The 25,204-nt window shown below is 65.7% G+C and carries 24 protein-coding genes and 1 tRNA gene; 20 read left to right on the top strand and 5 right to left on the bottom strand.

The features are described 5' to 3' along the window. Positions 1 to 6: 6 nt before the first annotated feature. Together BT108_RS05805 and BT108_RS05800 are read right to left on the bottom strand one after the other, a co-directional pair. A complete protein-coding gene (locus tag BT108_RS05805) occupies positions 7 to 576 on the bottom strand; it encodes a response regulator transcription factor (RefSeq protein ID WP_072293604.1) in 570 nt (189 codons plus the stop codon). After that, positions 573 to 1,838: an ATP-binding protein gene (locus tag BT108_RS05800; protein ID WP_072293603.1), complete on the bottom strand. Its 1,266-nt coding sequence runs from the start codon at positions 1,836 to 1,838 to the stop codon at positions 573 to 575. Before BT108_RS05800 ends, BT108_RS05805 begins: the two co-directional genes overlap by 4 nt. 231 nt (positions 1,839 to 2,069) lie before the next feature. Between BT108_RS05800 and BT108_RS05795 the strand changes: the two genes are divergently transcribed. Genes BT108_RS05795 through BT108_RS05765 form a run of 7 tightly spaced genes read left to right on the top strand, consistent with a single transcriptional unit; the run spans position 2,070 to position 6,785 of the window. Further along, the gene (locus BT108_RS05795) at positions 2,070 to 2,693 is read left to right on the top strand and encodes a riboflavin synthase (protein WP_072293602.1); all 624 of its coding nucleotides are present in this window, start codon (positions 2,070 to 2,072) and stop codon (positions 2,691 to 2,693) included. Beyond that, entirely contained in the window at positions 2,690 to 3,808 is a 1,119-nt protein-coding gene (gene ribBA / locus BT108_RS05790) for a bifunctional 3,4-dihydroxy-2-butanone-4-phosphate synthase/GTP cyclohydrolase II (RefSeq protein ID WP_072293601.1), read from the top strand. Before BT108_RS05795 ends, ribBA begins: the two co-directional genes overlap by 4 nt. A gap of 17 nt (positions 3,809 to 3,825) precedes the next feature. Then, positions 3,826 to 4,308, top strand: coding sequence for a 6,7-dimethyl-8-ribityllumazine synthase (gene ribH / locus BT108_RS05785; protein WP_072293669.1), 483 nt, complete (start codon positions 3,826 to 3,828; stop codon positions 4,306 to 4,308). Continuing rightward, positions 4,305 to 4,781, top strand: coding sequence for a transcription antitermination factor NusB (gene nusB, locus BT108_RS05780; RefSeq protein ID WP_072293600.1), 477 nt, complete (start codon positions 4,305 to 4,307; stop codon positions 4,779 to 4,781). Before ribH ends, nusB begins: the two co-directional genes overlap by 4 nt. Before the next feature lie 6 nt (positions 4,782 to 4,787). Beyond that, a complete protein-coding gene (gene thiL, locus BT108_RS05775; protein WP_072293599.1) occupies positions 4,788 to 5,768 on the top strand; it encodes a thiamine-phosphate kinase in 981 nt (326 codons plus the stop codon). Further along, the gene (locus tag BT108_RS05770) at positions 5,749 to 6,258 is read left to right on the top strand and encodes a phosphatidylglycerophosphatase A family protein (protein WP_072293598.1); all 510 of its coding nucleotides are present in this window, start codon (positions 5,749 to 5,751) and stop codon (positions 6,256 to 6,258) included. The genes thiL and BT108_RS05770 overlap by 20 nt, the downstream gene beginning before the upstream one ends. Before the next feature lie 17 nt (positions 6,259 to 6,275). Beyond that, positions 6,276 to 6,785: a CinA family protein gene (locus BT108_RS05765; protein WP_072293597.1), complete on the top strand. Its 510-nt coding sequence runs from the start codon at positions 6,276 to 6,278 to the stop codon at positions 6,783 to 6,785. Between the two features lie 10 nt (positions 6,786 to 6,795). Here BT108_RS05765 and BT108_RS05760 read toward each other — a convergent pair whose 3' ends face one another. Beyond that, entirely contained in the window at positions 6,796 to 7,428 is a 633-nt protein-coding gene (locus tag BT108_RS05760) for a YqhA family protein (protein WP_072293596.1), read from the bottom strand. Positions 7,429 to 7,636: 208 nt separating this feature from the next. Here BT108_RS05760 and recA point away from each other — a divergent pair, with 208 nt between their 5' ends. The 5 genes from recA (at position 7,637) to BT108_RS05735 (ending at position 13,408) form a co-directional block, all read left to right on the top strand. Beyond that, positions 7,637 to 8,659: a recombinase RecA gene (gene recA / locus BT108_RS05755; RefSeq protein WP_072293595.1), complete on the top strand. Its 1,023-nt coding sequence runs from the start codon at positions 7,637 to 7,639 to the stop codon at positions 8,657 to 8,659. 11 nt (positions 8,660 to 8,670) lie between these two features. Then, entirely contained in the window at positions 8,671 to 9,150 is a 480-nt protein-coding gene (recX, locus tag BT108_RS05750) for a recombination regulator RecX (protein ID WP_072293594.1), read from the top strand. After that, positions 9,147 to 11,735, top strand: a complete 2,589-nt coding sequence (alaS, locus tag BT108_RS05745; RefSeq protein WP_072293593.1) for an alanine--tRNA ligase — start codon at positions 9,147 to 9,149, stop codon at positions 11,733 to 11,735. Before recX ends, alaS begins: the two co-directional genes overlap by 4 nt. Positions 11,736 to 11,822: 87 nt before the next feature. Continuing rightward, positions 11,823 to 12,776: a thioredoxin-disulfide reductase gene (gene trxB / locus BT108_RS05740; RefSeq protein WP_072293592.1), complete on the top strand. Its 954-nt coding sequence runs from the start codon at positions 11,823 to 11,825 to the stop codon at positions 12,774 to 12,776. A gap of 53 nt (positions 12,777 to 12,829) precedes the next feature. Beyond that, positions 12,830 to 13,408, top strand: coding sequence for a Smr/MutS family protein (locus BT108_RS05735; RefSeq protein WP_072293591.1), 579 nt, complete (start codon positions 12,830 to 12,832; stop codon positions 13,406 to 13,408). Positions 13,409 to 13,430: 22 nt separating this feature from the next. On the opposite strand, the gene BT108_RS05730 is transcribed toward BT108_RS05735, so the two are convergent. After that, positions 13,431 to 13,964, bottom strand: coding sequence for a peroxiredoxin (locus tag BT108_RS05730; RefSeq protein ID WP_072293590.1), 534 nt, complete (start codon positions 13,962 to 13,964; stop codon positions 13,431 to 13,433). Beyond that, the gene (locus tag BT108_RS05725) at positions 13,961 to 15,217 is read right to left on the bottom strand and encodes an MFS transporter (RefSeq protein ID WP_072293589.1); all 1,257 of its coding nucleotides are present in this window, start codon (positions 15,215 to 15,217) and stop codon (positions 13,961 to 13,963) included. Before BT108_RS05725 ends, BT108_RS05730 begins: the two co-directional genes overlap by 4 nt. 30 nt (positions 15,218 to 15,247) lie before the next feature. Between BT108_RS05725 and BT108_RS05720 the strand changes: the two genes are divergently transcribed. The 8 genes from BT108_RS05720 to BT108_RS05685 all read left to right on the top strand — a co-directional run bounded on the left by BT108_RS05720 (position 15,248) and on the right by BT108_RS05685 (position 25,076). Then, positions 15,248 to 15,323, top strand: a tRNA-Arg gene (locus tag BT108_RS05720). Between the two features lie 472 nt (positions 15,324 to 15,795). Next, positions 15,796 to 16,959, top strand: a complete 1,164-nt coding sequence (locus BT108_RS05715) for a Card1-like endonuclease domain-containing protein (RefSeq protein WP_072293588.1) — start codon at positions 15,796 to 15,798, stop codon at positions 16,957 to 16,959. A 13-nt stretch (positions 16,960 to 16,972) separates the two neighbouring features. After that, positions 16,973 to 18,517 carry a Cas10/Cmr2 second palm domain-containing protein gene (locus BT108_RS05710; protein WP_072293587.1) on the top strand — a complete coding sequence of 515 codons (1,545 nt, stop codon included), beginning with the start codon at positions 16,973 to 16,975 and terminating at the stop codon, positions 18,515 to 18,517. After that, positions 18,514 to 19,155, top strand: coding sequence for a hypothetical protein (locus BT108_RS05705; protein ID WP_072293586.1), 642 nt, complete (start codon positions 18,514 to 18,516; stop codon positions 19,153 to 19,155). Before BT108_RS05710 ends, BT108_RS05705 begins: the two co-directional genes overlap by 4 nt. Continuing rightward, complete coding sequence (locus BT108_RS05700) at positions 19,152 to 20,804, top strand: hypothetical protein (RefSeq protein ID WP_072293585.1); 1,653 nt, start codon at positions 19,152 to 19,154, stop codon at positions 20,802 to 20,804. Before BT108_RS05705 ends, BT108_RS05700 begins: the two co-directional genes overlap by 4 nt. Next, entirely contained in the window at positions 20,801 to 22,222 is a 1,422-nt protein-coding gene (locus tag BT108_RS05695) for an RAMP superfamily CRISPR-associated protein (protein WP_072293584.1), read from the top strand. Before BT108_RS05700 ends, BT108_RS05695 begins: the two co-directional genes overlap by 4 nt. After that, a complete protein-coding gene (gene csx19, locus BT108_RS14295) occupies positions 22,219 to 22,797 on the top strand; it encodes a type III-D CRISPR-associated protein Csx19 (RefSeq protein WP_072293583.1) in 579 nt (192 codons plus the stop codon). Before BT108_RS05695 ends, csx19 begins: the two co-directional genes overlap by 4 nt. Continuing rightward, positions 22,794 to 25,076: a TIGR03986 family type III CRISPR-associated RAMP protein gene (locus tag BT108_RS05685; RefSeq protein WP_072293582.1), complete on the top strand. Its 2,283-nt coding sequence runs from the start codon at positions 22,794 to 22,796 to the stop codon at positions 25,074 to 25,076. The genes csx19 and BT108_RS05685 overlap by 4 nt, the downstream gene beginning before the upstream one ends. Positions 25,077 to 25,204 lie beyond the last annotated feature (128 nt).

Raw genomic sequence — 25,204 nt, 5'->3', positions numbered from 1 at the left:
GGCGGGTCAGGTCTTGGCGGGATACTTGGTGAGCTTTCGCTGCAAGGTGCGCCGGTGCATCTTGAGCACTCGGGCGGTGACGGAAACGTTGCCATTGTTCTCGGTCAGGACCCGCTGGATATACTCCCACTCGAGCCGGTTCACCGAAAGCGGATGCGCGCTGATCGGCACTTCCGCATCTCCCGAGGTGCGCTCGAACGCGGCCAGGATCTCGTCGACGTCGACCGGCTTCGCCAGGTAGTGGGTGGCGCCAAGCTTGACCGCCTCCACCGCCGTGGCGATGCTGGCATAACCTGTCAGCATGACGATGCGGGTTCCCGGGTCGAGTGCCCTCAGCTTCTCGACCAGGATGAGACCAGAGGTCCCGGGCAACCTCAGGTCGATCACCGCGTACTCCGGAGTGCAGGTTTCGGCGCACGCCAGGGCCTGCTCCACGGTATGCGCGCAGGTGCTGTCGAATCCGCGCCGCGTCATGGCGGTGGCGAGCACACTGCAGAACGTGGCGTCGTCGTCGACGATCAGGAGCGCAGGCCGGTCGTCCGGTTCGGGATTTGGGGAAGGGGTTGCGTCCGTCATGCGGAAGGCCTGATCAGTGGAAGCACGACACGGGTGCAGGCGCCGCCTTCCTGATTGGTGAGGCGCACGCTACCGCCGAAGCGCTCGATGTTCGCGTTGGCAAGAAATAGACCGATGCCGAAACCGTGACCCGGCGCCTTGCTGGTGAAAAATGCCTCACCCGCACGCTGAGCCGCTTCGCCGGTCAGTCCATCGCCGTCGTCGAGGATCTCGAGTCGCAATTCGTGTTCGTTCCAGCGGGCCTCGATCTCGATATGCCTGCGCGATGCATCGGCCGCGTTGTTCAGCAGATTCAGGATGGATTGGCTCAGCAGCTGCGTATTGAGGATCTGCGGCGCCGGCTGCACGCCTTCGCCATGATAGGTGAATTTGACCGAAGGCCGCATGAGCTGCCATTTGTCCAGAACCTGACGCAGGAAGCGATCCGCAGTCTGTCCGCTGCCTTCCTCGGTACGCGCCTGCCCCGCGTCCGCCAGCATCTGGGTCAGCGTGTGCTTGCAATGCGTGATCTGATCGCGCAGGATGCGGATGCTGTTCTGGAATTCGCGGTTGTCGGTGTAGTCGTTCTGCAACTCTCCGGTGAGGATCGCCATCGTTGCCAGCGGCGTGCCGAGTTCATGCGCCGCTCCGGCCGCCAGCGTGCCGAGGGCGATGATCTGCTCGTTGCGCAGCGCCTGTTCCCGTGCCCGCGCCAGATCCCGGTCGCGCTCGCGGATCGATGTCCCCATCTTGACGACGAACCACGCGATCAGCACCGTGCTCAGCACGAAAGCCAGCCACATGCCGGAAACGTGCAAGTTGAATTCCCTGAGGTGTTCGTCATGATCGTGCGGCAAGGGTATATAGTAAAACAGCAGCAACGTGTAGCAGCTGATCGTGATCGCCGCCACCAGCCAGGTGTAGGTCCATGGCAACGCGGCGGCGGCGATGGTGAGCGGCAACAGATACAGCGAGATGAACGGGTTGGTGGATCCTCCGCTGAAGTACAGCAGCGCGCTCAGTGCAAAGATGTCGATCAGGAGTTGGGAAAAAAACTCGATGTTCGACACCGGCCAGTTGCGATACAGACGCAGCCACGTGGCCAGATTCACCACGGTGAGGAGCGCCGTCACAGCGATGATCTGTGACCACTGCAGCTCCATTCCGAGCCCCCAGTAGGCCAGGGCGATGGTCAGACACTGTGCGGCGATCACGATGTTCCTGAGCAGGAACAGGCGCTGCAGGTTCTTGCTCAGCGGCGACTGATTGAGACGACTGAACATGTCGAGATAGTCCGTTCCCGTTTGACCGCCCGTCACCGAGCCTGGAACCTTAACGCAAATCGCGTGCCGCGGCCATGCGGCAAATTGCCGCAGGGACCGGTCCTGGTGGGATCATGTTTTCCATGGAGACAGCTGTGTCGCCGCATTGGGCCCATTATTATCCCCGTTGTGCCCCGAGTCTGATAGGCTAGAGGGTTCGGGTTCATTGTATTGGAAAACGGGGAACGGCGGATGTTCACGGGGATCGTCGAAGCAGTCGGTGAACTGGTGCGCACGGTCCCTGCGGACGGCGGGCTGCGTCTGCTGGTCGCGCCGGGTGCGCTGGATCTCGGCGACGTGCAGGTGGGGGACAGCATCGCCGTCAACGGCGTATGCCTTACGGTGGCGGCCCTGGAGGAGGGCATGTTTCATGTGGACGTGTCGCAGGCCACGCTGGATTGCGCACGTATTCCGGACATCCCTGGCGCTCCGGTCAATCTCGAGCAAGCCCTGCGGCTGTCGGACAGGCTGGGCGGGCACCTGGTGAGCGGGCACGTGGACGGCATCGGCGAAGTGGTCGCATTCGAGCCCCGTGGCGACAGCCGCCTCCTCCGCGTCCAGGCGCCGGCTGCGCTGGTGCGCTATATCGCCCTGAAGGGCTCCGTCGCGGTGGACGGCGTGAGCCTGACCGTCAATGCGCTGGAGGGGAATGCGTTCGAGGTGAATCTCATTGCGTACACGCTGGCCGCCACCACGCTGGGCGGGCTGCAGGTGGGTACGAGAGTGAACCTCGAGGTGGATCTGCTGGCCCGCTACGTGGAACGGCTTCTGGACGTCCGCCAGGCTGACGAGGCGTGGCACATGAGGACCCCATGACCATCAGTTCGATACAGGAGATCGTCGCCGACATCAGGGATGGCCGGATGGTGATCCTGGTGGACGAGGAAGACCGCGAAAACGAAGGCGATTTGATCCTGGCGGCGGACTTCGTCACCCCGGCGGCCGTCAATTTCATGGCCACCCATGGCCGCGGGCTGATTTGTCTGACGCTGACCGAGGAACGCTGCCGGCAGCTCAATCTTCCCCTGATGGTTTCCACCAACCGTTCGCCGCTGGGCACCAATTTCACGGTCTCCATCGAGGCCGCGAGAGGCGTCACCACCGGCATCTCCGCCGCCGATCGTGCACGCACCGTCCAGGCAGCGGTGCGACACGACGCCAGACCCGAGGACATCGTCCAGCCGGGGCACATCTTTCCGCTGATGGCGCAGACCGGCGGCGTGCTGGTGCGGGCGGGTCATACCGAGGCCGGCTGCGACCTGGCGGGCCTGGCGGGGCTGTCCCCCGCGTCCGTGATATGCGAAATCCTCACGGAAGACGGCAGCATGGCACGCCTGCCGGATCTGGTCGAGTTTGCCGCAAGGCATCGTCTCCGGATCGGCACGATCGCGGACCTGATCCACTACCGCAGCCGTACCGAAAGTCTGGTGAAACGGGTGACCGAACGCTCCATCCAGACGCTGTACGGGGAATTCCGGCTGATCGCCTATCTGGACAAGGCGAGCGGCGCCACGCATCTTGCGTTGGTGAAGGGGACCCTCGACGCCGGAACCGAAACCCTGGTACGGGTGCACGAACCTCTTTCGGTGATCGACCTGCTCGACATCCAGGACGACACCCATTCCTGGAACGTGAACGATACCCTCCGTATAATCGCGAACGCGGCGACTGGCGTGATCGTATTGCTGCACCGCAGGGAAAGCCCAACGGAACTGATCGAGCGCATCATGCCGGAAAGATCTCCAGCCCGAGCCGGTTCTGCGACCGACCTGCGCGACTATGGCATCGGTGCGCAGATACTGAGGGACTTGGGGGTGGGCAGGATGCGGCTGCTGGCCATTCCCCGCAAGATGCCGAGCATGGCGGGCTTCGGTCTGGAGGTGACGGGATACCTTGAGCCGAAAGACAGGAAGAAATGCGGGATCAACTGAACTTCGGCGGGGGGCGCATGGCAAGATATGAGGAGATTCTGGAAGTCGAGCCGGATCTGGACGGGACTGAACTGCGCATCGGCATCGTGATGGGACGTTTCAACATCAATGTGAGCGAAGGCCTGCTCGATGCCTGCGTAGCGGAACTGGTGAACCGCGGCGTGCAGAAGTCGGGGCTGGTGCTGGTGACCGTTCCGGGAGCGCTGGAGATTCCGCTCGCGCTGCAACGCATGGCCCTGACCGACCAGTTCGATGCGCTGGTGGCGCTCGGTGCGGTGATACGGGGCGAGACCTATCACTTCGAGGTCGTTGCCAACCAGTCGGCGGGGGGCGTTGCTGCGGTACAGCTGGATACCGGCGTGCCTGTTGCAAATGGCATACTGACTGCGGATACCGATGACCAGGCGCTGGCCCGCATGAGCCAGAAGGGTGCGGAAGTCGCACGGGCCGCGCTGGAGATGGCCAATCTGCTGAAAATGCTCGACGAAGTCGTGCAATGAACCCTGATCCGACGGACGGCGCACCGAGCGGCGCCGGACGCAGGACCCGTCGCCGCCTCTCCCGGGAACTGGCGTTGCGGGGACTCTATCAGTGGCGGGTGGCGGGCGGGAACGCGGGCACCATCGAGGCCCAGTTGCGTGAAGCCCGGGAGGACGGCTCGCTGGACGAGGCATACCTGTCCGTCCTGCTGCGTGGCGTGCTGGCGCATGCCGCCGAACTCGAGGAGCGCATCGCGCCCCACCTCGACCGGACGTTCAATGAACTGAGCCCCGTGGAAGCCGGCATCCTCCTGCTTGGTACCTACGAACTCGCCCATCAACCGGAAATCCCCTATCGTGCGGTCATCAACGAAGCCGTCGAGCTCGCCAAGACCTACGGCGGAACCGACGGGCACAAGTATGTGAACGGCGTGCTGGACAGGCTGGCCTCGACCCTGCGCGTGATCGAGACCGGTGCGGATGCGCGTGCCTGAACCACCATGCCCGGCGAGTTCGACATCATCCGGCGTCACTTCAGCCGCCCGGCACCGGGCGCAATACTGGGCGCGGGGGACGACGCTGCGCTGATCCGGCCCGGCGAGGGCATGGAACTCGCGGTTTCCGCCGACATGCTGGTCAGCGGACGGCATTTTTTCGAGGATGCGGCTCCGTACGGGCTGGGATGCAAGAGCCTGGCGGTCAACCTGTCCGACCTGGCCGCGATGGGCGCCACGCCGCGATGGGCCGTGCTTTCCCTGGTGCTGCCCGATGTCCTGGCGCGTGCCGGTGACGACTGGCTGGCCGCGTTCGCCGAGGGATTCTTCGCCCTCGCGCGCGAGCACGAGGTGGATCTGGTCGGGGGCGATACCACCGCGGGTCCGCTCGCCATCGGCGTGACTCTCCTCGGCGAGGTGGCGTCGGGACGGGCGCTGCGCCGCAGCGGCGCGAAGCCGGGAGACGACGTATGGGTCTCGGGGCGATTGGGAGATGCCGCGCTGGCCCTGGCGCACCTGCAAGGCCGCCTGGCGCTCGAGCCGGACGAGGCTGCGGCATGCCTGCAGCACCTGCATACACCGGTGGCGCGGGTCCGGCTGGGGCAGGCGCTGCTCGGCCTCGCCACCAGCGCCATCGACGTATCCGACGGTCTGCTGGCGGATCTGGGCCACATCCTGGATCGTTCCGCGGTCACAGCCAGCCTCCACCTGGATGACATTCCCTGTTCGGCGGCGATGCGGCGGCGCCTGCCGCAGCCGCTGGCGCTCGACTGCCTGCTGGCCGGCGGCGACGATTACGAACTGTGCTTCACCGCGCCGGTATCCGAACGCGGGCGCGTCGAGGCGCTCTCGGGCGCGCAGGCGCTGCCGCTGGCCCGCATCGGCACGATACTGGAGAGAAATGAAAGCGCGGAACTGATCGTGCTGGATGCATCGGGCCATGCGATCACACCGAGCAAGCGGGGATATGACCACTTCCGCGATTGAACCCTACCGGCCCAGGCCAGACAAGGCGTTCGTGCGCAGCCATCCCGCGCACTTCATCGCCTTCGGCGGCGGCGCGGGGCTGAGCGCCACCGCACCCGGCACGGTGGGCACGCTGGTTGCGTTTCCCCTGTTCTGGCTGCTGGATTTCGTGTTCGATCCGACGGCGCTGCTGGGCCTCGTCGCCGTGCTGTTCCTCATTGGCGTCTGGGCCTGCGGCGTCACCGGCAGGGCGCTCGGCAATCCCGACCACGGCGGCATGGTGTGGGACGAGATCGTCGCCTTCCTGCTGGTGCTGGCGTTCACGCCCTCCGATCCGGGCTGGCAGGCCTGCGCCTTCGCCCTGTTTCGTCTGTTCGACATCCTCAAGCCGCCGCCGATCCGGTACTATGACAAAGCCCTGCGCGGTGGTTTCGGCGTGATGTTCGACGACCTGCTGGCCGCGTTCATCACGCTGCTGTGCCTGGCCGCATGGAAGGCATTCGTGGATTGAGGCCGGGGGAGGAAGACATGGATGATCGGACGCTCGAGGATCTTGCCCGGCAGGCAGGCGAGGCGCTTGCCGCCAGGGGGTGGATGCTCGCTACCGCCGAGTCCTGCACCGGCGGCTGGCTGGCGCAGGCCGTGACCGGCATTGCCGGCAGCTCGGCCTGGTTCGAGCGCGGTTTCGTGACCTATACGGACGCCTCCAAGCGCGAGCTGCTGGGCGTGGGCGGCGGGACGCTCGGGCAGCACGGCGCGGTGTCTGCTGCGGTGGCGCGCGAGATGGCCGAAGGCGCCCTGGCGCGCAGCCATGCGCAGGTGGCGGTGGCCGTGACCGGTATCGCCGGGCCGGGGGGCGGCACGTCGGCGAAGCCGGTAGGAACGGTCTGCTTCGCCTGGGTGGCGCAGGACGGCAGCGTCAGCCGCGACACCCGCCTGTTCGCGGGTGGCCGGGAGGCCGTCAGGCGCCAGTCGGTGGCCTGGGCCCTGCAGGGGATCCTCGCCCTGCTGCGGAACTGTCCCCCGGGCACCGCCTGAGGCGTGGTGCTCAGTGCGACTCCTGGACGTTCTTATGCGTGCCCATCATGACGCGATCGCTGTAGGCGATGGCAATCGCCGAGAGCAGGAAGACAATGTGGATGCCGGTCTGCGCGAGGATCACTTTCTCCTCGTAGGCGTTGGCGTTGATGAAGGTCTTGAGGAGGTGGATGGACGAGATGCCGATGATCGCGGTGGCAAGCTTGACCTTCAGCACCGAGGCGTTGACGTGCGACAGCCACTCCGGCTGGTCGGGATGGCCCTCCAGGTTCATGCGCGAGACGAAGGTCTCGTAGCCGCCGATGATCACCATGATGAGCAGGTTGGAGATCATCACCACGTCGATCAGGCCCAGCACGACCAGCATGATGGTGGTCTCCCCGATCTTGCCGGGCTTGGGGGCGCCCTCGACGGCGACGGCGTCCAGGATATGCTGCAGCGCCGCCCGGTCGCCCATCACCGCGCCGATCAGGTCGATCAGCTCGACCCAGAAGTGGTACACGTACACGCACTGGGCCAGGATCAGCCCCAGGTACAACGGCAGCTGCAGCCAGCGCGTGGTGAAGATGAAGTAGGCGAGCGGATGGATCGGTCTCCCTGAAGAGGGATTTGCCGGTTGTTCTTTGGCGGGGCTGGTTTCCATCGGAGTCGGGCTTTCGTGCGGATGAGCGATCCGCTATTTTACACTTTTTGAGAGGCGCGATTATTGCCGGGTTTACGGTATCGCCTGCGCTGATGCCATCCAGGGTCGCGCGTCTGGCGTGCCATGCGCACTACGTTGTCATTCCGGCGCGGCTTTCCCGCGTGCCGGCACCTGTGCGATAATCCCGCATCGATCGGGAGGACGACCCATGGACGACAACAGGAGCAAGGCGCTGGCTGCGGCACTTTCGCAGATCGAAAAACAGTTCGGCAAGGGCTCGATCATGCGGCTGGGCGCAAGCGAAGCCACTCGCGACATCGAGGTGATCTCCACCGGCTCGCTCGGGCTCGATATCGCGCTGGGCGTGGGCGGCCTGCCGCGCGGACGCGTCATCGAGATCTACGGGCCCGAATCGTCCGGAAAGACCACCCTCACCCTCCAGGTCATCGCCGAGATCCAGAAGGCGGGCGGCACGGCGGCGTTCATCGACGCAGAGCACGCGCTGGACCCGCAGTACGCGCAGAAGATCGGCGTCAGCGTGCAGGATCTGCTGATTTCCCAGCCCGACAACGGCGAGCAGGCGCTGGAGATCGCCGACATGCTGGTGCGTTCGGGCTCCATCGACGTGGTGGTGGTGGATTCGGTCGCCGCCCTGACGCCCAAGGCGGAGATCGAGGGCGAGATGGGGGAGCCGCAGATGGGCCTGCAGGCGCGGCTGATGTCGCAGGCCCTGCGCAAGCTCACCGCCAACATCAAGCGCAGCAACACCATGGTGATCTTCATCAATCAGATCCGGATGAAGATCGGCGTGATGTTCGGCAACCCGGAAACCACCACGGGCGGCAACGCGCTCAAGTTCTATGCATCCGTGCGCCTGGACATCCGCCGCACCGGCGCCATCAAGAAGGGCGACGAGGTGATCGGCAGCGAGACCCGGGTCAAGGTGGTCAAGAACAAGGTGGCGCCGCCCTTCAGGCAGGCCGAATTCGATATCCTCTACGGCGAGGGCATCTCGCGCGAGGGCGAGATCGTCGAGCTGGGCGTGCAGCACAAGCTGATCGAGAAATCCGGCGCCTGGTATGCCTACAAGGAAAACAAGATCGGCCAGGGCAAGGACAACGCCCGCGAATACCTGAAGGAGCACCCGGACGTCGCCGCCGAGATCGAATCCCGGATTCGCGCGGCCGTGGGGGTGGGCGGCCAGGCGAAGGTTCCGGCCGCCGAAACCTGATTTCGCTCGCCATGAAGCCGCCCTCCGCCGCCGGGACGGACCTGGAAGCCCGGGCCCTGGGCCATCTGGCACGGCGCGAGCATTCCCGGGCCGAACTGGAGAGAAAGCTTGCGCCGCATGCGGTGCCGGAGGCGATCGCCGCCCTGCTGGACGGGCTCGAGCGTAGCGGCGCCCTGTCCGCCGAGCGCCTGGTGGAGCAGGTGGTGCATGCGCGCAGGGGCCGCTTCGGCAGCCGGCGCATCGCCTACGAGCTGCGCGAAAAAGGCGTGGCGGAGGATCTGATCGCGGCCGCCCTGCCCGAGGTCCGGGCGGCCGAGCAGGCGCACGCGCAGGAGGCGTGGCGACGGAAGTTCGGCACCGTGCCTGCGGACGCCAGGGAATTCGGCCGGCAGATGCGCTTTCTCGTCGGGCGCGGCTTCACGGCAGACACGGCGCGCCAGGTGTTGCGCCAAGCCGGCGAGGCGTGCGCGAGCATGGAAGGCACGCCATGAAGAGCGGCGAAATCCGGCAAAGCTTCCTGGAATTCTTTGCGGCGCGCGGCCACACGGTCGTCGCCTCCAGCCCGCTCGTGCCGGCCGGCGATCCCACCCTGCTGTTCACCAATGCCGGCATGGTGCAGTTCAAGGACGTGTTCCTCGGCCAGGACCGCCGTCCCTACGTGCGCGCCGCCAGTTCGCAGCGCTGCGTCCGGGCGGGCGGCAAGCACAACGACCTGGAGAACGTCGGCTACACGGCGCGGCACCACACCTTCTTCGAAATGCTGGGCAACTTCAGCTTCGGGGACTACTTCAAGCGCGACGCGATCCGGTACGCCTGGGAATTCCTGACAGTCACGCTGCGGGTGCCGCAGGACAGGCTGTGGGTCACGGTATACGCCGAGGACGACGAGGCCGCCGCTATCTGGCTCGACGAGGTCGGCATCGACCCCGCGCGCTTTACGCGCATCGCCACGTCCGACAATTTCTGGCAGATGGGCGATACCGGCCCCTGCGGCCCCTGTTCCGAGATTTTCTACGATCACGGTGCGGAGATCGCGGGCGGCCCGCCCGGCACCCCGGAGGCCGACGGCGACCGCTACGTCGAGATCTGGAACCTGGTGTTCATGCAGTACAACCGCGATGCCGAAGGCATTCTTCATCCCCTGCCCCGTCCGTCGGTGGACACGGGAATGGGTCTGGAGCGCATCGCCGCCGTGATGCAGGGGGTGCACAGCAACTACGACATCGACCTGTTCCGCGAACTGATCGCCGCCGCAGCCGAGGCCACGCACGCGGCGGATCCCTCCAGCAACTCGCTCCGGGTCATCGCCGACCACATCCGCGCCTGCGCCTTCCTGGTGGTCGATGGCGTGATCCCCGGCAACGAGGGGCGCGGCTACGTGCTGCGGCGCATCATCCGCCGTGCCATCCGCCACGGCTACAAGCTGGGGCAGGAGCGGCCGTTCTTCCACACGCTGGTGGATGCCCTGGCGCGGACGATGGGGGACGCCTACCCGGAGCTGGTCGAAGCCAGGGCGCGCGTGGCGGCGGTGCTGAAACAGGAGGAGGAGCGCTTCGCCGAGACCCTGGAGAACGGCATGCAGATACTGGAGGCGGCGCTCGTGCAGGAAGGCGGCATGCTGGACGGAGAAACCGCGTTTCGCCTCTACGATACTTTCGGCTTTCCGCTGGACCTCACCGCCGACATCGCCCGCGAGCGCGGCGTGGCCGTCGACCTTGCCGGATTCGAGCAGGCCATGGCGCGCCAGCGCGAGCGCGCCCGGGCCGCGAACCGATTCGCGACGCAGGAGGGCGTCGCCTACAGCGGCCTGCCGACCCGGTTCCATGGCTACGAGACGATCGAGCACGAAGGCCGGGTGCAGGCGCTCTACCATCAGGGCAGCCGGGTGGATTCCATCGGGGCGGGAGACGAGGCGGTGGTGGTGCTCGACCATACGCCGTTCTACGCGGAATCCGGCGGCCAGGTGGGCGACCGCGGCGAACTGGCGGTGCCTGGCGGCGTGTTCGACGTGGCCGACACGCAGAAGATCCAGGCCGACGTGTTCGGCCACAAGGGCCGGCTGCGCAGCGGGCGGCTCGCCGCCGGCGACACGGTGCTGGCCCGGGTGGACGCCGTGTCGCGCGCGCGCACCGAGCGCAACCATTCCGTCACCCACCTGATGCACAAGGCGCTACGCGAAGTGCTGGGCGCCCACGTGCAGCAGAAGGGCTCGCTGGTCGATTCCGACAAGACGCGCTTCGACTTCGCCCACAACCAGCCGCTGGCGGACGACGAGATCCGCAGGGTGGAAGCGCTGGTCAACGCCGAGATTCTCGCCAATGCGCAGACCGAGGCACGCATGATGGCGCTCGACGAGGCGCGCAAGACCGGTGCGATGATGCTCTTCGGCGAGAAATACGGCGACGAAGTGCGCGTGCTGGACATCGGTTCCTCGCGCGAACTGTGCGGCGGCACGCACGTCAGGCGCACGGGCGACATCGGCTTCTTCAAGATCGTCTCCGAAAGCGGCGTGGCGGCCGGGGTGCGGCGCGTCGAGGCGGTCACCGGAGAGGCCGCGCTGTCCCACGTGCAGCGGCAGGAGGCGCAGCTGCGGGGCGTGGCGGAAGCGGTGAAGGCCTCGCCGCAGGAGGCTGCGGCGCGCATCGCCCAGATGCTGGAGAACGTGAGGCACCTGGAGAAGGAGTTGGCGCGGGTGAAGTCGAAGCTGGCCGGATCCCGGGGCGGCGACCTGGCGGGACAGGCGCTGGAGGTGAAGGGAGCGAAGGTCCTGGCGGCGCAGCTTGAGGAGGCCGATGCGCGCACCTTGCGCGAGACGCTGGACCGGCTCAAGGACCGGCTCGCGCCCTGCGTGGTGGTGCTGGCGACGGTGGAGGCGGGCAAGGTCAAGCTGATCGCGGGCGTCAGTCCCGGCCTCACGGACAGGATCAAGGCGGGCGACTTGGTCGGCTTCGTCGCCCAGCAGGTGGGCGGCAAGGGCGGCGGCCGCGCCGACATGGCGCAGGCGGGCGGCACCCGTCCCGACGACCTGCCGGATGCGCTCGCGAGCGTGTCCGCCTGGGTGGGAGAGCGGCTGTGACGCTCGTCGTCCGGGTTGTTTTCCGGCATGGTGCCCCCATATCGATGAACACGAATTCCCTTTGACACGCTTGCCACAGGCCCTGCCATGACGACTTCCAAGCACGCCCGCCTCATCATCCTCGGTTCCGGTCCCGCCGGCTACAGCGCGGCGGTGTACGCCGCGCGCGCCAACCTGAAGCCGGTGCTTCTTACAGGCATGGCCCAGGGCGGCCAGCTCATGACCACGACCGACGTCGACAACTGGCCGGCGGACGCCATGGGCGTGCAGGGCCCCGAGCTGATGGAGCGTTTCCAGAAGCACGCGGAGCGCTTCGACACCGAGATCATATTCGACCACATCCACACCGCCCGGCTCGCCGACCGGCCCATCACGCTCGTCGGCGACCAGGGCACCTATACCTGCGACGCACTGATCATCGCCACTGGCGCCTCCGCCCAGTATCTCGGGCTGCCCTCGGAGCAGGCGTACATGGGCCGGGGCGTGTCCGGCTGCGCCACCTGCGACGGCTTCTTCTACAAGGGGCAGGATGTCGCGGTGGTGGGCGGCGGCAATACCGCGGTGGAGGAGGCGCTCTACCTTTCCAACATCGCGCGCACCGTCACGGTGGTGCACCGGCGCGACAAGTTCCGCTCCGAGAAAATCCTGATCGACAAGCTGATGGAGCGGGTGCGGAGCGGCAACGTCAAGCTGGAACTGAACCACGTGCTGGACGAGGTGCTGGGGGACGACGCCGGGGTCAACGGCATGCGCATCCGGAGCACCGCGGACGACGGCGACAAGACCGTGCCCCTGCAGGGTGTGTTCATCGCCATCGGCCACAAGCCCAACACCGACATCTTCCAGGGCCAGCTGGAGATGAAGAACGGCTACATCGTGACGCACAGCGGAAACGAGGGCAACGCCACCGCGACCAGCGTCCCCGGCGTGTTCGCGGCGGGGGACGTGCAGGACCACGTCTACCGGCAGGCGGTGACCAGCGCGGGCAGCGGCTGCATGGCGGCGCTGGACGCCGAGAAGTACCTCGACGCATTGGGCTGAGGAGCCCGACCGGTGCGGCGCGACGTCCGGCTCCCCGCACGCGGGAGCCTTCGATGAAGCGTCGCGGCAGGAAACCCGCAGACGGTACCCCACCGGCGCCTTCCAGCGACGACGTCGCGCTGTTCCGCAGCGCGGTGGGAGAGGTGGTGCCCCTGCCCGATTCCGGCAGGGTGCTTCATGAAGGCGAGCCGCCCCTGCCCATTCCGCTGCCGGGTTCGCCCGAGCCGGATGCGCTGCCTGACGATGCGCTTTCCGATCATCTGCCGCTGGAAATGGAGGCGGGGGACGAATGGTCGTTCCTGCGGCCGGGCGTCTCGCGCCAGACGTTGCGACGGCTGCGGCGCGGCCACTGGCGCATCCAGGCCAAGCTCGACCTGCACGGCCAGACCCGCGACCGCGCGCGGGGCGAGTTGGTTGTATTCCTCGATGCCTGTGGACGGCGCGGGCTGCGCTGCGTGCAGCTGATCCACGGCAAGGGGTTGAGCTCCCCCTCCCGCGCGCCGGTGCTGAAAAACCTGATCGGCGGCTGGCTCGCCCAGCGCGGCGACGTGCTGGCCTTCTGCCAGGCGCGGCCGGAGGATGGCGGCGGGGGTGCCGTGCTGGTGCTGCTGAAGGCTGCGGCGCCGACCTGACGCCGGCACTGTAGCCCGGGCGTCAGGAACCCTTCAGCTTCTTCAGATCCTCGATGACCTCGGTCGGATTGTTCGCGGGGCTGACCGACAGGTAGATCCGGGCGATCCTGCCCTCGGGGTCGATCAGGAAGGTGTTGCGCTTGGCCATCTTGAGGTTCAGCAGGCTGCGCAGCGAATCATAGCGGGCCGCGGTCTCGCCCTTCGTATCCGCCAGCAGGGTGAAGGGCAGGTTGTACTTCCTGGCGAATGCCGCATGGCTTGCGCTGTCGTCCACGCTGATGCCCACCACCTCGGTGCCCAGCGCGGAAAGCTCCCCGATCTCGTCGCGGAAGGTGCAGGCCTGCTTGGTGCAGCCGGGCGTGTCGTCCTTGGGGTAGAAGTACAGCGTGAGCCACTTGCCGCGATAGTCGGCCAAGGCGTGGAGCTTGCCGTCCTGGTCGGGAAGGCTGAAGTCCGGCGCCGCCTGGCCTACTTGCAACGGCTCGGCGCGCGCCGCGGGGCTTCCGAAAAAGAAGATCATGGCGATGAGTGTCGTGGACAGGAAGAATGGGTTCATGGCTGCCTCCTCGTTGGCTGCTCGGTCTTTCCTCGGGTAAGCTCCATCCCCGCCGGCCATGCCCATGCGCGCAGCAGGATCGCTGCCACGGCAGCCACCGCGCCGGCGCTGCAGAATGCCGTCGCAGCACCGTGGAACTGCCACAGCGAACCGAACAGCAGTCCCGCCGGAATCGCTGCGAGCCCCGTCACCAGATGATACCAGCCGAAGGCCGTGCCGCGCTCGCGCGGATGGGCATGGTCGCTGATAAGGGCGCGCTCCGCGCCTTCGCCCATGCCCGCGCACAGCCCGTACGCGACGCTCACCACCCAAAGCTGCATGCTATCAGTAATCGTCCCCAGCAGCAAAAACGACAGCGAGAACGCCACCCAGCCGACCAGCACCGGCATGCCGCGTCCGCGGCTGTCCGCCAGCAGCCCCCCGTGGGTGGCGGTGGCCGACTTGGCGAGGCTCAGGGCCGCCCACAACAGCAGCAGCTCGACGGTACTCGTGCCCAGCTCGTGCCCGCGCAGCAGGATGAAGGTTTCGGATGCGCGCGCCAGCGTGAACAGCCCCAGCACCAGCAGATAGCGCCGCATCGGCGGCGACAGCGCCGACCAGCGCAGCGGCGGCAACGAAGATGCCTCTGCCGCCGCGACCGGGTGCGGCTCGCGGACACCCGCGCCCAGCAGCAGCACCGCGACGAAGCCCGGCACCGCCGACCAGAGTATCACCTCGGTCAGGCTCAGGCCCGCCCAGGCCAGAGCGGCCGCGGCGACCAGGCTGCCCGCCACCGCGCCGGCGTTGTCCAGCATCCGGTGGAAGCCGAAGGCGTAGCCGCGCATGGCCTCGGGCGTGACGTCCACCACCAGCGCATCGCGCGGGGCGCCGCGCAGGCCCTTGCCGGCGCGGTCGACGCTGCGCAGCAGCAGCACCATCGGCCACGAACCCGCCAGCCCCAGCAGCGGGCGCGCAATGTTGGAAAGCGTATACCCTGCCACGGCCAGGCCCTTGCGCCGACCGCGCATGACGTCGGAATGGCGTCCCGACCACAGCTTGAGCAGGCTCGCCACCGCATCGGCCACTCCCTCGACGAGCCCCAGCACCACCGGCCCCGCGGCGAGCACGCTCGCCAGCAGGATGGGGATGAGGGGAACGACGATGTCCGAGGCGAGATCGTTGAAGAAGCTGACCAGCCCGAGAACGACCACCGTGCGCGGCAGTCTGCGGGAAGGAGCGGAATCGCCGCCCGCGGCGCGTGTGCGTTCATGCATGCCGGCATATTAGCGTAAAATGCCGCTAGCGCCCTGGTAGCTCAGTGGATAGAGCGACCCCCTCCTAAGGGGTAGGTCACACGTTCGATTCGTGTTCAGGGCGCCATCCCCTGGGAAAGCGGAACATGCTTTCCAACCCGTCCTTCCTTTGTTGCAATCTTGACAACTCATGTCATGAATGAATGCCATTCATGATATTAAGACTCTGCCTCGCTTCGTCGGCCCTGCTGAGGGTGATGCGGGTGCTCGTAGTCACGGGTCACGGCAGACCGGCAAAAGCGCCCTGGCCGAACGTCTGGTGCAAGGCGAGCGACGCTACCGCTCGCTCAGCAAAGTGCAGCGCGAGTCCGGTCTGCTTCTGGCGGTGAAGTCGGCTATCGATAACCGTACGCCTGGACGCTTTTGTTGACAGATTCGATCGACTGACGCGGCCGCAGGAGGCGATAGACGAGGTTTGCCTTCGTATCCCGCATGCGCTGCTATAAAGCTGGACGCCGGCATCAGCTTGGCAGTAAACTGCACAGTATGAAACCTGAAGCGTTTTTGCCTATTTTTATCCTCGTGCACCGAGCCGAGTGATGAGTACTTTACTATCCATCGACATGCGTCCTCAGAAAGTAGCCCTGCTTGTCGGTTCGAACCCCCTGCCCAACTACCTGGCAGCAGCGGTCCTCTCACCGAAGGAAGTTGTCTTGCTCTACTCGCCGGAAACGCTTGATCCGCGCGACCACCTGCGGGCGGCCTTGTCGGTGAAGAGCATTGTCGTATCGGAGGTCTGCATTGAGGACGCGACCGACGTCCGCAAGATCCACGATGCGTGCAAGTCGCTCCAGGTGGATCACCTGCATTACTCCGGTGGAACGAAGCCGATGGCAGCGCATGCACGGGCGGCAGTCAACCTAGACGAGTCACAGGCCTCATATCTCGATGAGCGCAAGGGCCTCCTGCGTTACGACGACGGGTACGATGAGAAGCTTTCCGACCGCGATCTCGGGCTAACGCTCGATCTCGTGCTGGCGCTCCACGGAGCAGAGCGCATCGGAAGCGCGAGCGCAACGGACGGAGACCCGAGCGGGAGCGACGTTGATGCGGTCTGCGCACGAGTGCTGAGCGAGCAGGGGCTCTCGCGCAAGCTGTTCGAACACTTCCGGCCGAATGGGAAGCGGAGGAACGTCACGCAAGCGAAGGGCTCTCTTTGGAAGGCGTTGGACCACGGCTTCGCGCTCACCGCCGCGGCGATCCCCGACACGGACTGGACGAAGGCACGCTACGAAGCTTGGGACGACTTCCTGTGCGGCGGCTGGCTCGAGCATTGGACAGCGAACGCTATTCGCCATTGCCTTGACGGATCGACGGCAATCGAAATCGGAGTTCGCTGCAAGAGGAGCAAACCGGTCGCTACGGAGTTCGAGATCGACGTCGCGCTGATCCGAGATCACAGGCTCCACGTCATCTCGTGCACGACGGAGCACGAGAAGAAGGTTATCTGCAAGTCGAAGCTCTTCGAGGTGGCCATGAGAGCGCGCCAGATGGGCGGCGATCTGGCGCGGAGCGCTCTCGTCTGCCTGCTCGATGGTAATGACGCGAAGGGCACGTACGTAGATCAACTCCGCGCCGACATCGCAGGCGTCTGGGACGCCCCCAATATCCCGAGGGTCTTCGGCTTGACCGACCTCAGGGAATGGGCGGGCACGTCGGGAGAGCCGAACCTCAGCTCACTCAGGGAGTGGCTCGACTCATGATGGGAGGCGCCACATGCCAGTGCTGACGGCCATGGACGTGCTAGGTGTCCAGCGCTACGTGTTCGCATCGAACCGTCTGCGCGATGTGATCTCGGCATCGTGGCTGGTGCACTGGGTCACCGCCACCGATGGTGCGCTCCGAGGAAGTGAGGGCGATGTCTTGCTCGCCAGCGGCGGAAACGTAGTCGTCCGGTTCACGGACATCGACGCGGCCAAGTCCTTCGCTGCGCGATACACGCGCCGGTTGTACGACGATGCGCCAGGTCTTGACGTGGTCGTCGCGCACCGGAACTACGAGAAAGGCGGACTCGCCGCCGCGCTCGCTCAGCTCCAGGTCGATGTTGCGCGCGCAAAGCTCGAGCGCATTCCCTCCGTGCCACAGCTCGGCATCTCGGTGACGACACCTTGCCGTATCACAGGTCTGCCCGCGACCAGGCTGGATCCGCAAGACGCCAGTATCCCGCTCTCCAGCATGGTGCTCCGGTGGCGGGACGGCGACGTGCGTGCCTCTGCAACGAGCCGCTGGGATGCGCTGCTTACGGACTCACAGCGCTACGCCTTCCCCCCGGAGATCGACGACATGGGGAGGACGCGCGGCGACACGAGCCTCGTCGGTGTCGTCCATATCGACGGCAACGGGATCGGGCAGCAGATCCAGTCATGGCTGGCCCAATGCGTCGAGCAAGCACGACCCGATGTCATTGTGGAAGAGGATCTCCGCGCATGGTCGACGGGCATCGACCAGATCGGTCTCCGTTGCCTCCAGAGCGTCGTTGCTCGGGTCGCTGGGGCAGTCACCAGCGAGGCTCACATTGAGGGGACACTGCCTGACCTAGGCTTTGATCTTCGCCGGTCGAATGGCCGGATCATCTTGCCGCTGCGGCCCGTCCTGCTTGGGGGCGACGATCTTACGTTTCTCTGCGATGGCCGGCTCGCACTCGATCTAGCGGAAACTGCACTCCGCGAGTTCGACAGTGACGTTTCGAAGCTCGGCAGGGTGACGGCCTGCGCGGGCGTAGCGATCGTTCCTGCGCACACGCCGTTCGATCGCGCCTACGATCTCGCCGAGGCGCTCGCAGCGAACGCCAAGACCCGCCGCCGCGAGAGAAACGACAGCGGGAGCTGGATCGACTGGCACATCGGTGCCCCACGCCGGGGAGAGAGTGTCGGCGATCTGCGCGCCCGCAGTTTCACGCAACGACTCGACGGCACGCAGCTCCACCTCACGTGCAGACCGTACCGCCTCGGGCTGGACACTCGCGAGCGTGAGACGTGGCGCTGGTTGTCGGGGATTGTCCTCGGAACCGGGCCAGAAGGATTCCGCGGGGAGCGTTGGAGCCGGCATCGCAATAAGCTCAAGGAGCTCGTGCAAGTCGTGCGGGAGGGTGCGGATGGCGTTCGGCGCGCCCGCGAATCGTGGACAGCGGCGGCAAACCTCCCGTGGCCCGATAGGCTCGATCAGACCGGAGGCTTCTTCGACGCCACTCGCACCCCTCTCCTCGATGCGATCGAGCTCCTGGATGTGCACCTGCCGCTCGGGCTGGAGGTTGCTCCATGACCATCGCGCCGGTACCCGGCCACATCACCATCGAACTTCTTTCGGACACGACTTTCGGTCGCGGCGAGGGTATGCCTGGTGCCGTTGACGTTGAAGTCGAGCACGACGCCCACGGCTTGCCGATGCTCGGCGGCAAGGCGCTACGAGGGCTGCTGCGGGATTCATGGCTCTCCATGCAAGACCACTTCCCCGAGCTTCGAGACGCAGCACCGCGCGTGCTCGGTCCGCATGAGGATCTGGCGGAGACGTCCATTCTCCGCATCGGCGACGCGGTGATCGAGAAGGCAGCGCGGACCTTCTTCGTTGCTGCCATCGAACGCGAGCAACACCCGCTGGCGCCCACCATGATTCTGTCAGCGCTCACTGGGGTACGGCTGCAGACATCTGAAGAGCGCGCGACTGGCGCTCCAGCCCGGACGACGCTGCGGTCCAGTCGGGTCGCGTTGCGCGGATTGAGGCTCGAAGCGCCGCTCTCCTGGCTCGAACCACCGGCGGCGGCCGACCTACAGTGCCTCGCACTCGCGGCGCTGGCGACGAGGCATGGCGGCCTGGTACGCAACCGTGGGCGAGGTCACCTGCGTCTGACCGTCGATGGTGGCCTCGAGCGAACGCGAGCGCTCGCACGGGGGACTCCATGATCTACCACTATCTGCCGTACACGCTGTCGTTGCGCGCGCCCGCCGTGTTGACGTCTCTTGGCGACGACCCCAACAGCTCACGCACGCTTCCCTTTGTGCCGGGTTCCGCGCTTCGTGGCGCCGCCGCGCGGGGACTCGGTGATCCAGGAAGCGACGCCGACCGGTTGGAGCGGTTCCGAGCCGTGTTCCTCAGCGGTGGAGTGTGTTTCCTTAATGCCTATCCACGCGCGGGCGGACGCAGGACACTGCCGACACCCGTGTCGTTGCACGCCGAGAAGAACGGTTCGGTAGGCCCCGCGGGCGAGATCAGCGCCTGGGATCTCTCGGCGTTCTCGAACGCGCAAGATGATGCGGGCACTTCGTGGCCTGAAGCCGCGCTCATGCCACTTCCTGATCCCTTTGTATCGATCGGTGGCGCACAGCCGCTTCGCGTGAGCCCGGCTCGCACGAGCCGCGTGCATCAGCAACGCGACCGCGCACGCGGGCGGGCGTGGAAGGAGGAACGCAAGGGACGCGAAGAAGCTCACGGCGCCATCTTCTCCTTCGAGTCCCTCGACGAGGGTCAGGAGTTTGACGGGCTGATCCAATTCCACGCGCAGAACGAGGCGGAATGCGACGCGCTCGTGGCGACCATCAAGAATGCCCTTCCCGGACCCGTGCTTTTGGGTCGGTCGCGCCGGGCCGGCTACGGAGGCGACGCCGCGATTTCGTGGAGCAACGTTCGTACTCGCGAAGTCGAGGGCACCGGGCTCGTCAGCACGGATCTCCCTGTGAACATCGAGTTCCGCGCTCTGCTCGCATCGGCGTGTGTCACTCGCGATCCCGAAACGGGCCAGATCGATCCGACTCAAACGGTAGCGGAGCTGGTAGAGCGTTTCGCAGGTCGCGTGGAGGTCATTGCGCGGCGATGGGCCTTCGAACTGGTAGGGGGCTTCAACCGAAAGTGGCGGCTCGAGATTCCCCAGGCGCTGGCCTGCGCCGCGGGATCAGTGTTGGTGCTCAGGACCACCGCACCGATCCCGTTCGGCGATCTGCTCGCCATCGAGAACGCCGGCCTCGGTGAACGACGGGCCGAAGGGTTCGGGCGCGTCGTTTTTATCAAAGCTCCGACACAGAGCTTGATGCTGCGTAAGCCGTCGGCATCCGGTGCCACCACACAGGGTGGTGACGTCCCGGAGCTGGTGCGCTTCGCCGAGGGGCGCATCGTCGACGCGGCGCTCGAACGGGCCATCCAGGAGCACGCTGCGCGAATCGCTCGAAACGCCTCACGGCTGCCTGCGCCGAGCCTGCTTGGACGCTTGCGCACGGCGCTGCGCGCGGAGCCCTCCGCCGCGTTGGCGACGCTCCGCACGTGGCTGGGCCAGGATGGCCCTCGCCGTTTGAAGCGCCCTGCCATGGATCAACTCGAGCGATGCCGGGTCGATGACGGAGAACGGCTGGCAGCCTGGCTACGAAAAATGATCGACGGTACCGAGCAGGTGCTCGTGGCCTCCCTCAGGCTCGACGCCCTGGTCCAGCGTGCACACGTGGTTTCCGAGGTAACAGCACGTGCGCATTGGGTCCAGCAAGCGCCTTGGATCCGCGCCCGGCTCATCGACGCTACGCTCGCGTCACTCGCACGAAGGCAGCGCCAACGGAGGTCGCCATGACGGCAGGGCTCAGCGATCCGGGAGGCGTGCGGCCGATTGTGGGCCGATGGACCATCACCGGCGAGCTGGTCCTCGAGACGGCGGCTCACTTCGGGAGCGGCGTCGGCGACGCTGCCGATATGGTACTCGTACGAGATGCGCGGACCGGCTGGCCTCTTCTGCCAGGCACATCGATCGCTGGTGCCGTACGCTCGTATCTTGCCGATGTCCTCGGCGGCTATCGAAGCCAGGAGGATCCGCGAGTTGCGCGGCTGTTCGGTGGGACGCGTGGCGACGACCTCGGTGCTCAGAGCTCTCTCATCGTCTTCGACGCTCTGGCCAGCTCGCCGTCCGTCGTCGAGATTCGCGACGGGGTGCAGATCGACGCATCCCGAGGGGTCGCGGAGGAGCACAAGAAGTTCGACCTTGAAGTGCTTCCTGCCGGCGCGTGCTTCCCGCTCAGGTTCGACTTGATCATATCGACGCGCGACCAAGAGGCCGCTCTGCTGAGTCTCCTCGTTGCAGCGCTCGGTGGACTCTCAGCCGGAGATGTCGCACTCGGCGCACGGCGTTCACGCGGCCTCGGCGCAGTGCGCGCCACCAAGTGGCGGGCGACACGTCATGACTTGTCGAGTCGCGCGGGCTGGCTGGCGTGGCTTCTGAGCGAAAAACTATGCTCCGCCGATCCAACCGCGGAGACAAACGACATCACCGAGGCATGCAAGCGCGGTTTCAGTGGGGGTGTGCTGCCCGAGCTGCCCGATCAGCGACGGCGGGTCATCGTCGATGCGGATATCTCGTTGACATCAGGTCTCCTGATTCGAAGCGCACCAGATGCTCCCGATGTTCCCGATGCGGCGCATATCCAGTCGGCGGGCCGTTCGGTTCTTCCCGGGACATCCATGGCAGGGGTGCTCCGAGCCCGGGCGCTGCGCATTGCACGCCTCGTACGCGATGGGAAAGGGGACGCCGAGCACTGGGTCGACCAAATCTTCGGACCACGAACGCAGAGTGACGAAGCCGACGTCGCTAAGCTCCACGCATCCAAGCTACGTGTACACGAAAGCCTCATCGAGGATGGCATTCGTACGCGGCCATCCCGTGTTCGGATCGACCGCTTCACCCAGGGCGTCGTGCCGGGGGCGCTGTTCGACGAGGAGCCGGAGCATGGCGGGCGTGCTCGGCTCCGCCTCGAGCTGTGCGATCCGGTTCCGGGCGAGTTGGGCCTTTGCCTTCTCGCACTGAAGGATCTCCTCACGGGCGATATCGCCGTTGGCGGTTCCTCCTCGGTCGGACGCGGCGTGTTCGCGGGAACGGCCACGTTATGCCTTGATGACGGACGGCGAGTGGCCTTGGATCCCGCGAGATCGGCGGATCCGATCGTGGATGAAGCCATCGGGCAGTTCTGGTCGACAGCTGCCCTTGGAGGTGAGCAGTGAGTCTCGTCGAACGATGTCAGATCAACCGACTCGATGGCCCGTCGTGCCGCGCATGGCTGGACCACGTGTTGGGCCGCTCCGCAGCCCCTGTGTCCGAGTTGATCGAGCCGCCCGCTTGGCTCCTGTGCCACTGTGATGACGGCGTTACGTGGGGTTTGATCGACGGCAGCGGATGGCAGCTAGGGTCGACAGTATTCCCGGACCTCTGCCCACCTCCGTTGGTCACGACCCTTCAAGAGCTACGCATCTTCTCACGGAAGGGCGAGATCCTGATCTGGCGAGAGGCTGACGGACCGTCAGGTCGAATCTTGCGCGAGTCGGCGCAGCCCGTGGACGACGACCCGTGCGCTCCGCACGACGAACAGCGCCTTCTGCTCGCCGGACGCGTTGGCGAGCATCGGGACGGCTTCACACGTATCGGCGATGGCACGGGCGCGGAGCAGGCTCTGCCGGTTCGCGTCACGGAAGGTCCGCCCCATTCGTGGCCCCGGCTTCGCGTCCGCCATTACTTCACGCGCGATATCGAAACCGGCGGCGTTCGGGTGGCGGTTACGCGCCTCATGGAAGTGACATGATGCCTCGACATGTGAACCCCACGAGTGCGGATCGTCCCGCGACCGCACCCTACAACTTCGTGCCGCTGCCCGAACGCATCTTCGATGTCGCGGACGGGATTGAAGTCGACGGCAAGCAGATCAAGCCGTGGGAGATGCATGATTGCTTCGTCGCCGGCACCTTCAGCGGCCACATTGATCTTACGATCGAGACGCTGACACCACTCTTCGTCCGCGGCGCGGTCCGAAAGAAGCGGGACGGAAGCTGGGACGACCGCGATTCAAGGCGTCGCCCCGAACCGTACATGACGCCGGACGGGCGGCCGGCCATCCCCGGATCGAGCCTTCGCGGGATGGTGCGAACCCTCGTCGAGATCCTCTCGTTCTCGAAGATGCAACCCATCAGCGATGCGAAGCCATTCTTCCGGACAGTCGCTGACGACCGGATCGGGCGTACGTATCGCAGCCGCATGACAGTCGACGGCCAGAAGCCGCGTGGTGGCATTCTTCATCTGGACGGCTCGGGCGCGAGCATTCAACCGCGCGAGGTTAGGCGTGTGCAGCGCGACGCGCTGACCAGTATCCAGTTCGACCCCCGTGACCCGAACTACACGCCACCGTGGCCTCCGCAGCATGGCCGCTGCTGGGTCAGGGTGATGGATGCTTCAGACGTCAGCGACATCAGGCTTCAGGACCAGCAGCCGGTGGGCACAGGTTGGCGTGCGGCGACGCTGGTGCTGACCGGGAACGCGCCAAGGAAGAAACGCGAGTTTGTGTTTCTCGATCCAGAGGGTGACGGAGCCACGCCGGTTCGTATTCCCGATAGCCTTTTGGCTCGTTTCCATGACGACGACCAGATCACGAGTTGGCAGGAGCGGGCCTTCCCTCGCGATCGTCCCCAGCGTGCGGGGCGAGCGGCGGCCGGTCGCCTGCGACAAGGTGAGCCCGTCTTCTTCGTGCTCTCGGAGGCTGAAAAGTCTGAGGACAATCCGGATGGTCTCGTCTTTTTCGGGCGTGCCGGCATGTTCCGATTCCCTTATGACCGGACGCCGCGCGATCTCGTGCCTGCCTCACTTCGCGAGAGCCCGCTGGACCTCGCTGAAGCGATGTTCGGCAAGGTCTCTGGTGGAGAAGCGATCAAAGGACGCGTTCACTTCTCCGATGCCGTCGCGACTTCAGGTGGTCCGCCTTGGTGCGAGGCTGTACTGGTGCCGCACATCCTGTCCGCACCCAAGCCGACCACGTTCCAGCACTACATCACGCAAGACGGCACGAAGGGGAGAGATCAGCTCACGACGTACATCGACAGAGACCACACGACGATTCGCGGCCACAAGCTCTACTGGCACCGTGATGACGGCAGTGGCCTCGCACAGATCAAGGAAGCCCAGAATCACGATGGCCTGCTGCGCGATCTCTGGAGCGCGAATCCCGGCGACACGCAACATACGATCATCCAGCCCGTGAAGAAGGGGGTCACCCTTGCTGGCAAGATCCGGTTTGAGAACCTGACGCCAATCGAGTTGGGTGCGCTGCTCCACGCTCTGGATCTCCCGGACGGCTGCGCCCACCGACTCGGCATGGGCAAGCCGCTAGGCCTCGGGAGCATTCGAATCGGCGCGCGCTTGCAGCTTTTCGACTCCTTCGCCCGCTACCGGAGCTGGCACGCAGCCGGCCTCCAGGCGAGCGACGGTAACGATTTTTGCGACGCGTTTGAGAAGGCAATCCTCGGGCACGCGCAGCAACACGGCGAGGCAACGCTGGACGGCCAGGAAGGGCTTCAAAAGCTCGCGCGACTCGACGCGCTCTTTCGGCTTCTCGAATGGGAGGGGCGCCCAAAGAACCCGTCGACCGCGTACATGGAACTTGCTCGCTTTCGCGATCGGCCGGTCCTGCCCACTCCGCACGCCATTGCGGGAGCAGGTGAACCGCCGTGGCCTGTCGATCCTCCGCGGCCAGGCGGTGGGGGCAGAGGCAGCGGTGCGGTGATGCGCCGTCCCGACGGAGACCGCTCGCGGTCTACTAGTGCTCACGACATGAATGTTCCGCCACGTCCGGCACCGTCAGCACCCGCGGCGCCGAAGTCGATCCAGAAGGGACAGACTCGTCCGGGAACGCTCAAGCGCAGCGGGACGGCATGGGTAGCGGTATTCGACGGTGATGCCCGCGAAGCAGAGGTCATCAATTCCCAGAAGATTGACCCGAGCTGCGTCGACGGTACGAACGCTGAGTTCTATATCACCGAGCAAAGCAAGCGCACTGGTATCAAGTGTCGGTTCGAGCGGACGACGAAGGGATAGAAGGCAGCGCTCTATAACGTAATAATTTTTCAATGTATATTTCTTCCATAAAAATCTCCCGTCGAGTGCCGAACTTCTTTGCGTCAATAATCAAGGCAAAGCCAGATCGGCGTGATATGACTATATGA

Origin of the sequence: Nitrosovibrio sp. Nv17, assembly GCF_900119085.1 — a bacterium.
Lineage (GTDB): Bacteria > Pseudomonadota > Gammaproteobacteria > Burkholderiales > Nitrosomonadaceae > Nitrosospira.
Note: the sequence above shows the minus strand (reverse complement) of the source record. Positions and strands in the feature narration are given on the sequence as shown.

Coding starts and splice junctions, on each gene's coding strand:
- BT108_RS05725 (WP_072293589.1), bottom strand. CDS start 15,217: ATGCATGAACGCACACGCGCCGCGGGCGGCGATTCCGCTCCTTCCCGC.
- ribH (WP_072293669.1), top strand. CDS start 3,826: ATGGCAAGATATGAGGAGATTCTGGAAGTCGAGCCGGATCTGGACGGG.
- BT108_RS05685 (WP_072293582.1), top strand. CDS start 22,794: ATGATGCCTCGACATGTGAACCCCACGAGTGCGGATCGTCCCGCGACC.
- ribBA (WP_072293601.1), top strand. CDS start 2,690: ATGACCATCAGTTCGATACAGGAGATCGTCGCCGACATCAGGGATGGC.
- nusB (WP_072293600.1), top strand. CDS start 4,305: ATGAACCCTGATCCGACGGACGGCGCACCGAGCGGCGCCGGACGCAGG.
- BT108_RS05795 (WP_072293602.1), top strand. CDS start 2,070: ATGTTCACGGGGATCGTCGAAGCAGTCGGTGAACTGGTGCGCACGGTC.
- BT108_RS05705 (WP_072293586.1), top strand. CDS start 18,514: ATGACCATCGCGCCGGTACCCGGCCACATCACCATCGAACTTCTTTCG.
- BT108_RS05735 (WP_072293591.1), top strand. CDS start 12,830: ATGAAGCGTCGCGGCAGGAAACCCGCAGACGGTACCCCACCGGCGCCT.
- BT108_RS05805 (WP_072293604.1), bottom strand. CDS start 576: ATGACGGACGCAACCCCTTCCCCAAATCCCGAACCGGACGACCGGCCT.
- trxB (WP_072293592.1), top strand. CDS start 11,823: ATGACGACTTCCAAGCACGCCCGCCTCATCATCCTCGGTTCCGGTCCC.
- BT108_RS05695 (WP_072293584.1), top strand. CDS start 20,801: ATGACGGCAGGGCTCAGCGATCCGGGAGGCGTGCGGCCGATTGTGGGC.
- BT108_RS05760 (WP_072293596.1), bottom strand. CDS start 7,428: ATGGAAACCAGCCCCGCCAAAGAACAACCGGCAAATCCCTCTTCAGGG.
- BT108_RS05800 (WP_072293603.1), bottom strand. CDS start 1,838: ATGTTCAGTCGTCTCAATCAGTCGCCGCTGAGCAAGAACCTGCAGCGC.
- recA (WP_072293595.1), top strand. CDS start 7,637: ATGGACGACAACAGGAGCAAGGCGCTGGCTGCGGCACTTTCGCAGATC.
- BT108_RS05715 (WP_072293588.1), top strand. CDS start 15,796: ATGAGTACTTTACTATCCATCGACATGCGTCCTCAGAAAGTAGCCCTG.
- BT108_RS05700 (WP_072293585.1), top strand. CDS start 19,152: ATGATCTACCACTATCTGCCGTACACGCTGTCGTTGCGCGCGCCCGCC.
- alaS (WP_072293593.1), top strand. CDS start 9,147: ATGAAGAGCGGCGAAATCCGGCAAAGCTTCCTGGAATTCTTTGCGGCG.
- BT108_RS05765 (WP_072293597.1), top strand. CDS start 6,276: ATGGATGATCGGACGCTCGAGGATCTTGCCCGGCAGGCAGGCGAGGCG.
- BT108_RS05730 (WP_072293590.1), bottom strand. CDS start 13,964: ATGAACCCATTCTTCCTGTCCACGACACTCATCGCCATGATCTTCTTT.
- BT108_RS05770 (WP_072293598.1), top strand. CDS start 5,749: ATGACCACTTCCGCGATTGAACCCTACCGGCCCAGGCCAGACAAGGCG.
- thiL (WP_072293599.1), top strand. CDS start 4,788: ATGCCCGGCGAGTTCGACATCATCCGGCGTCACTTCAGCCGCCCGGCA.
- BT108_RS05710 (WP_072293587.1), top strand. CDS start 16,973: ATGCCAGTGCTGACGGCCATGGACGTGCTAGGTGTCCAGCGCTACGTG.
- recX (WP_072293594.1), top strand. CDS start 8,671: ATGAAGCCGCCCTCCGCCGCCGGGACGGACCTGGAAGCCCGGGCCCTG.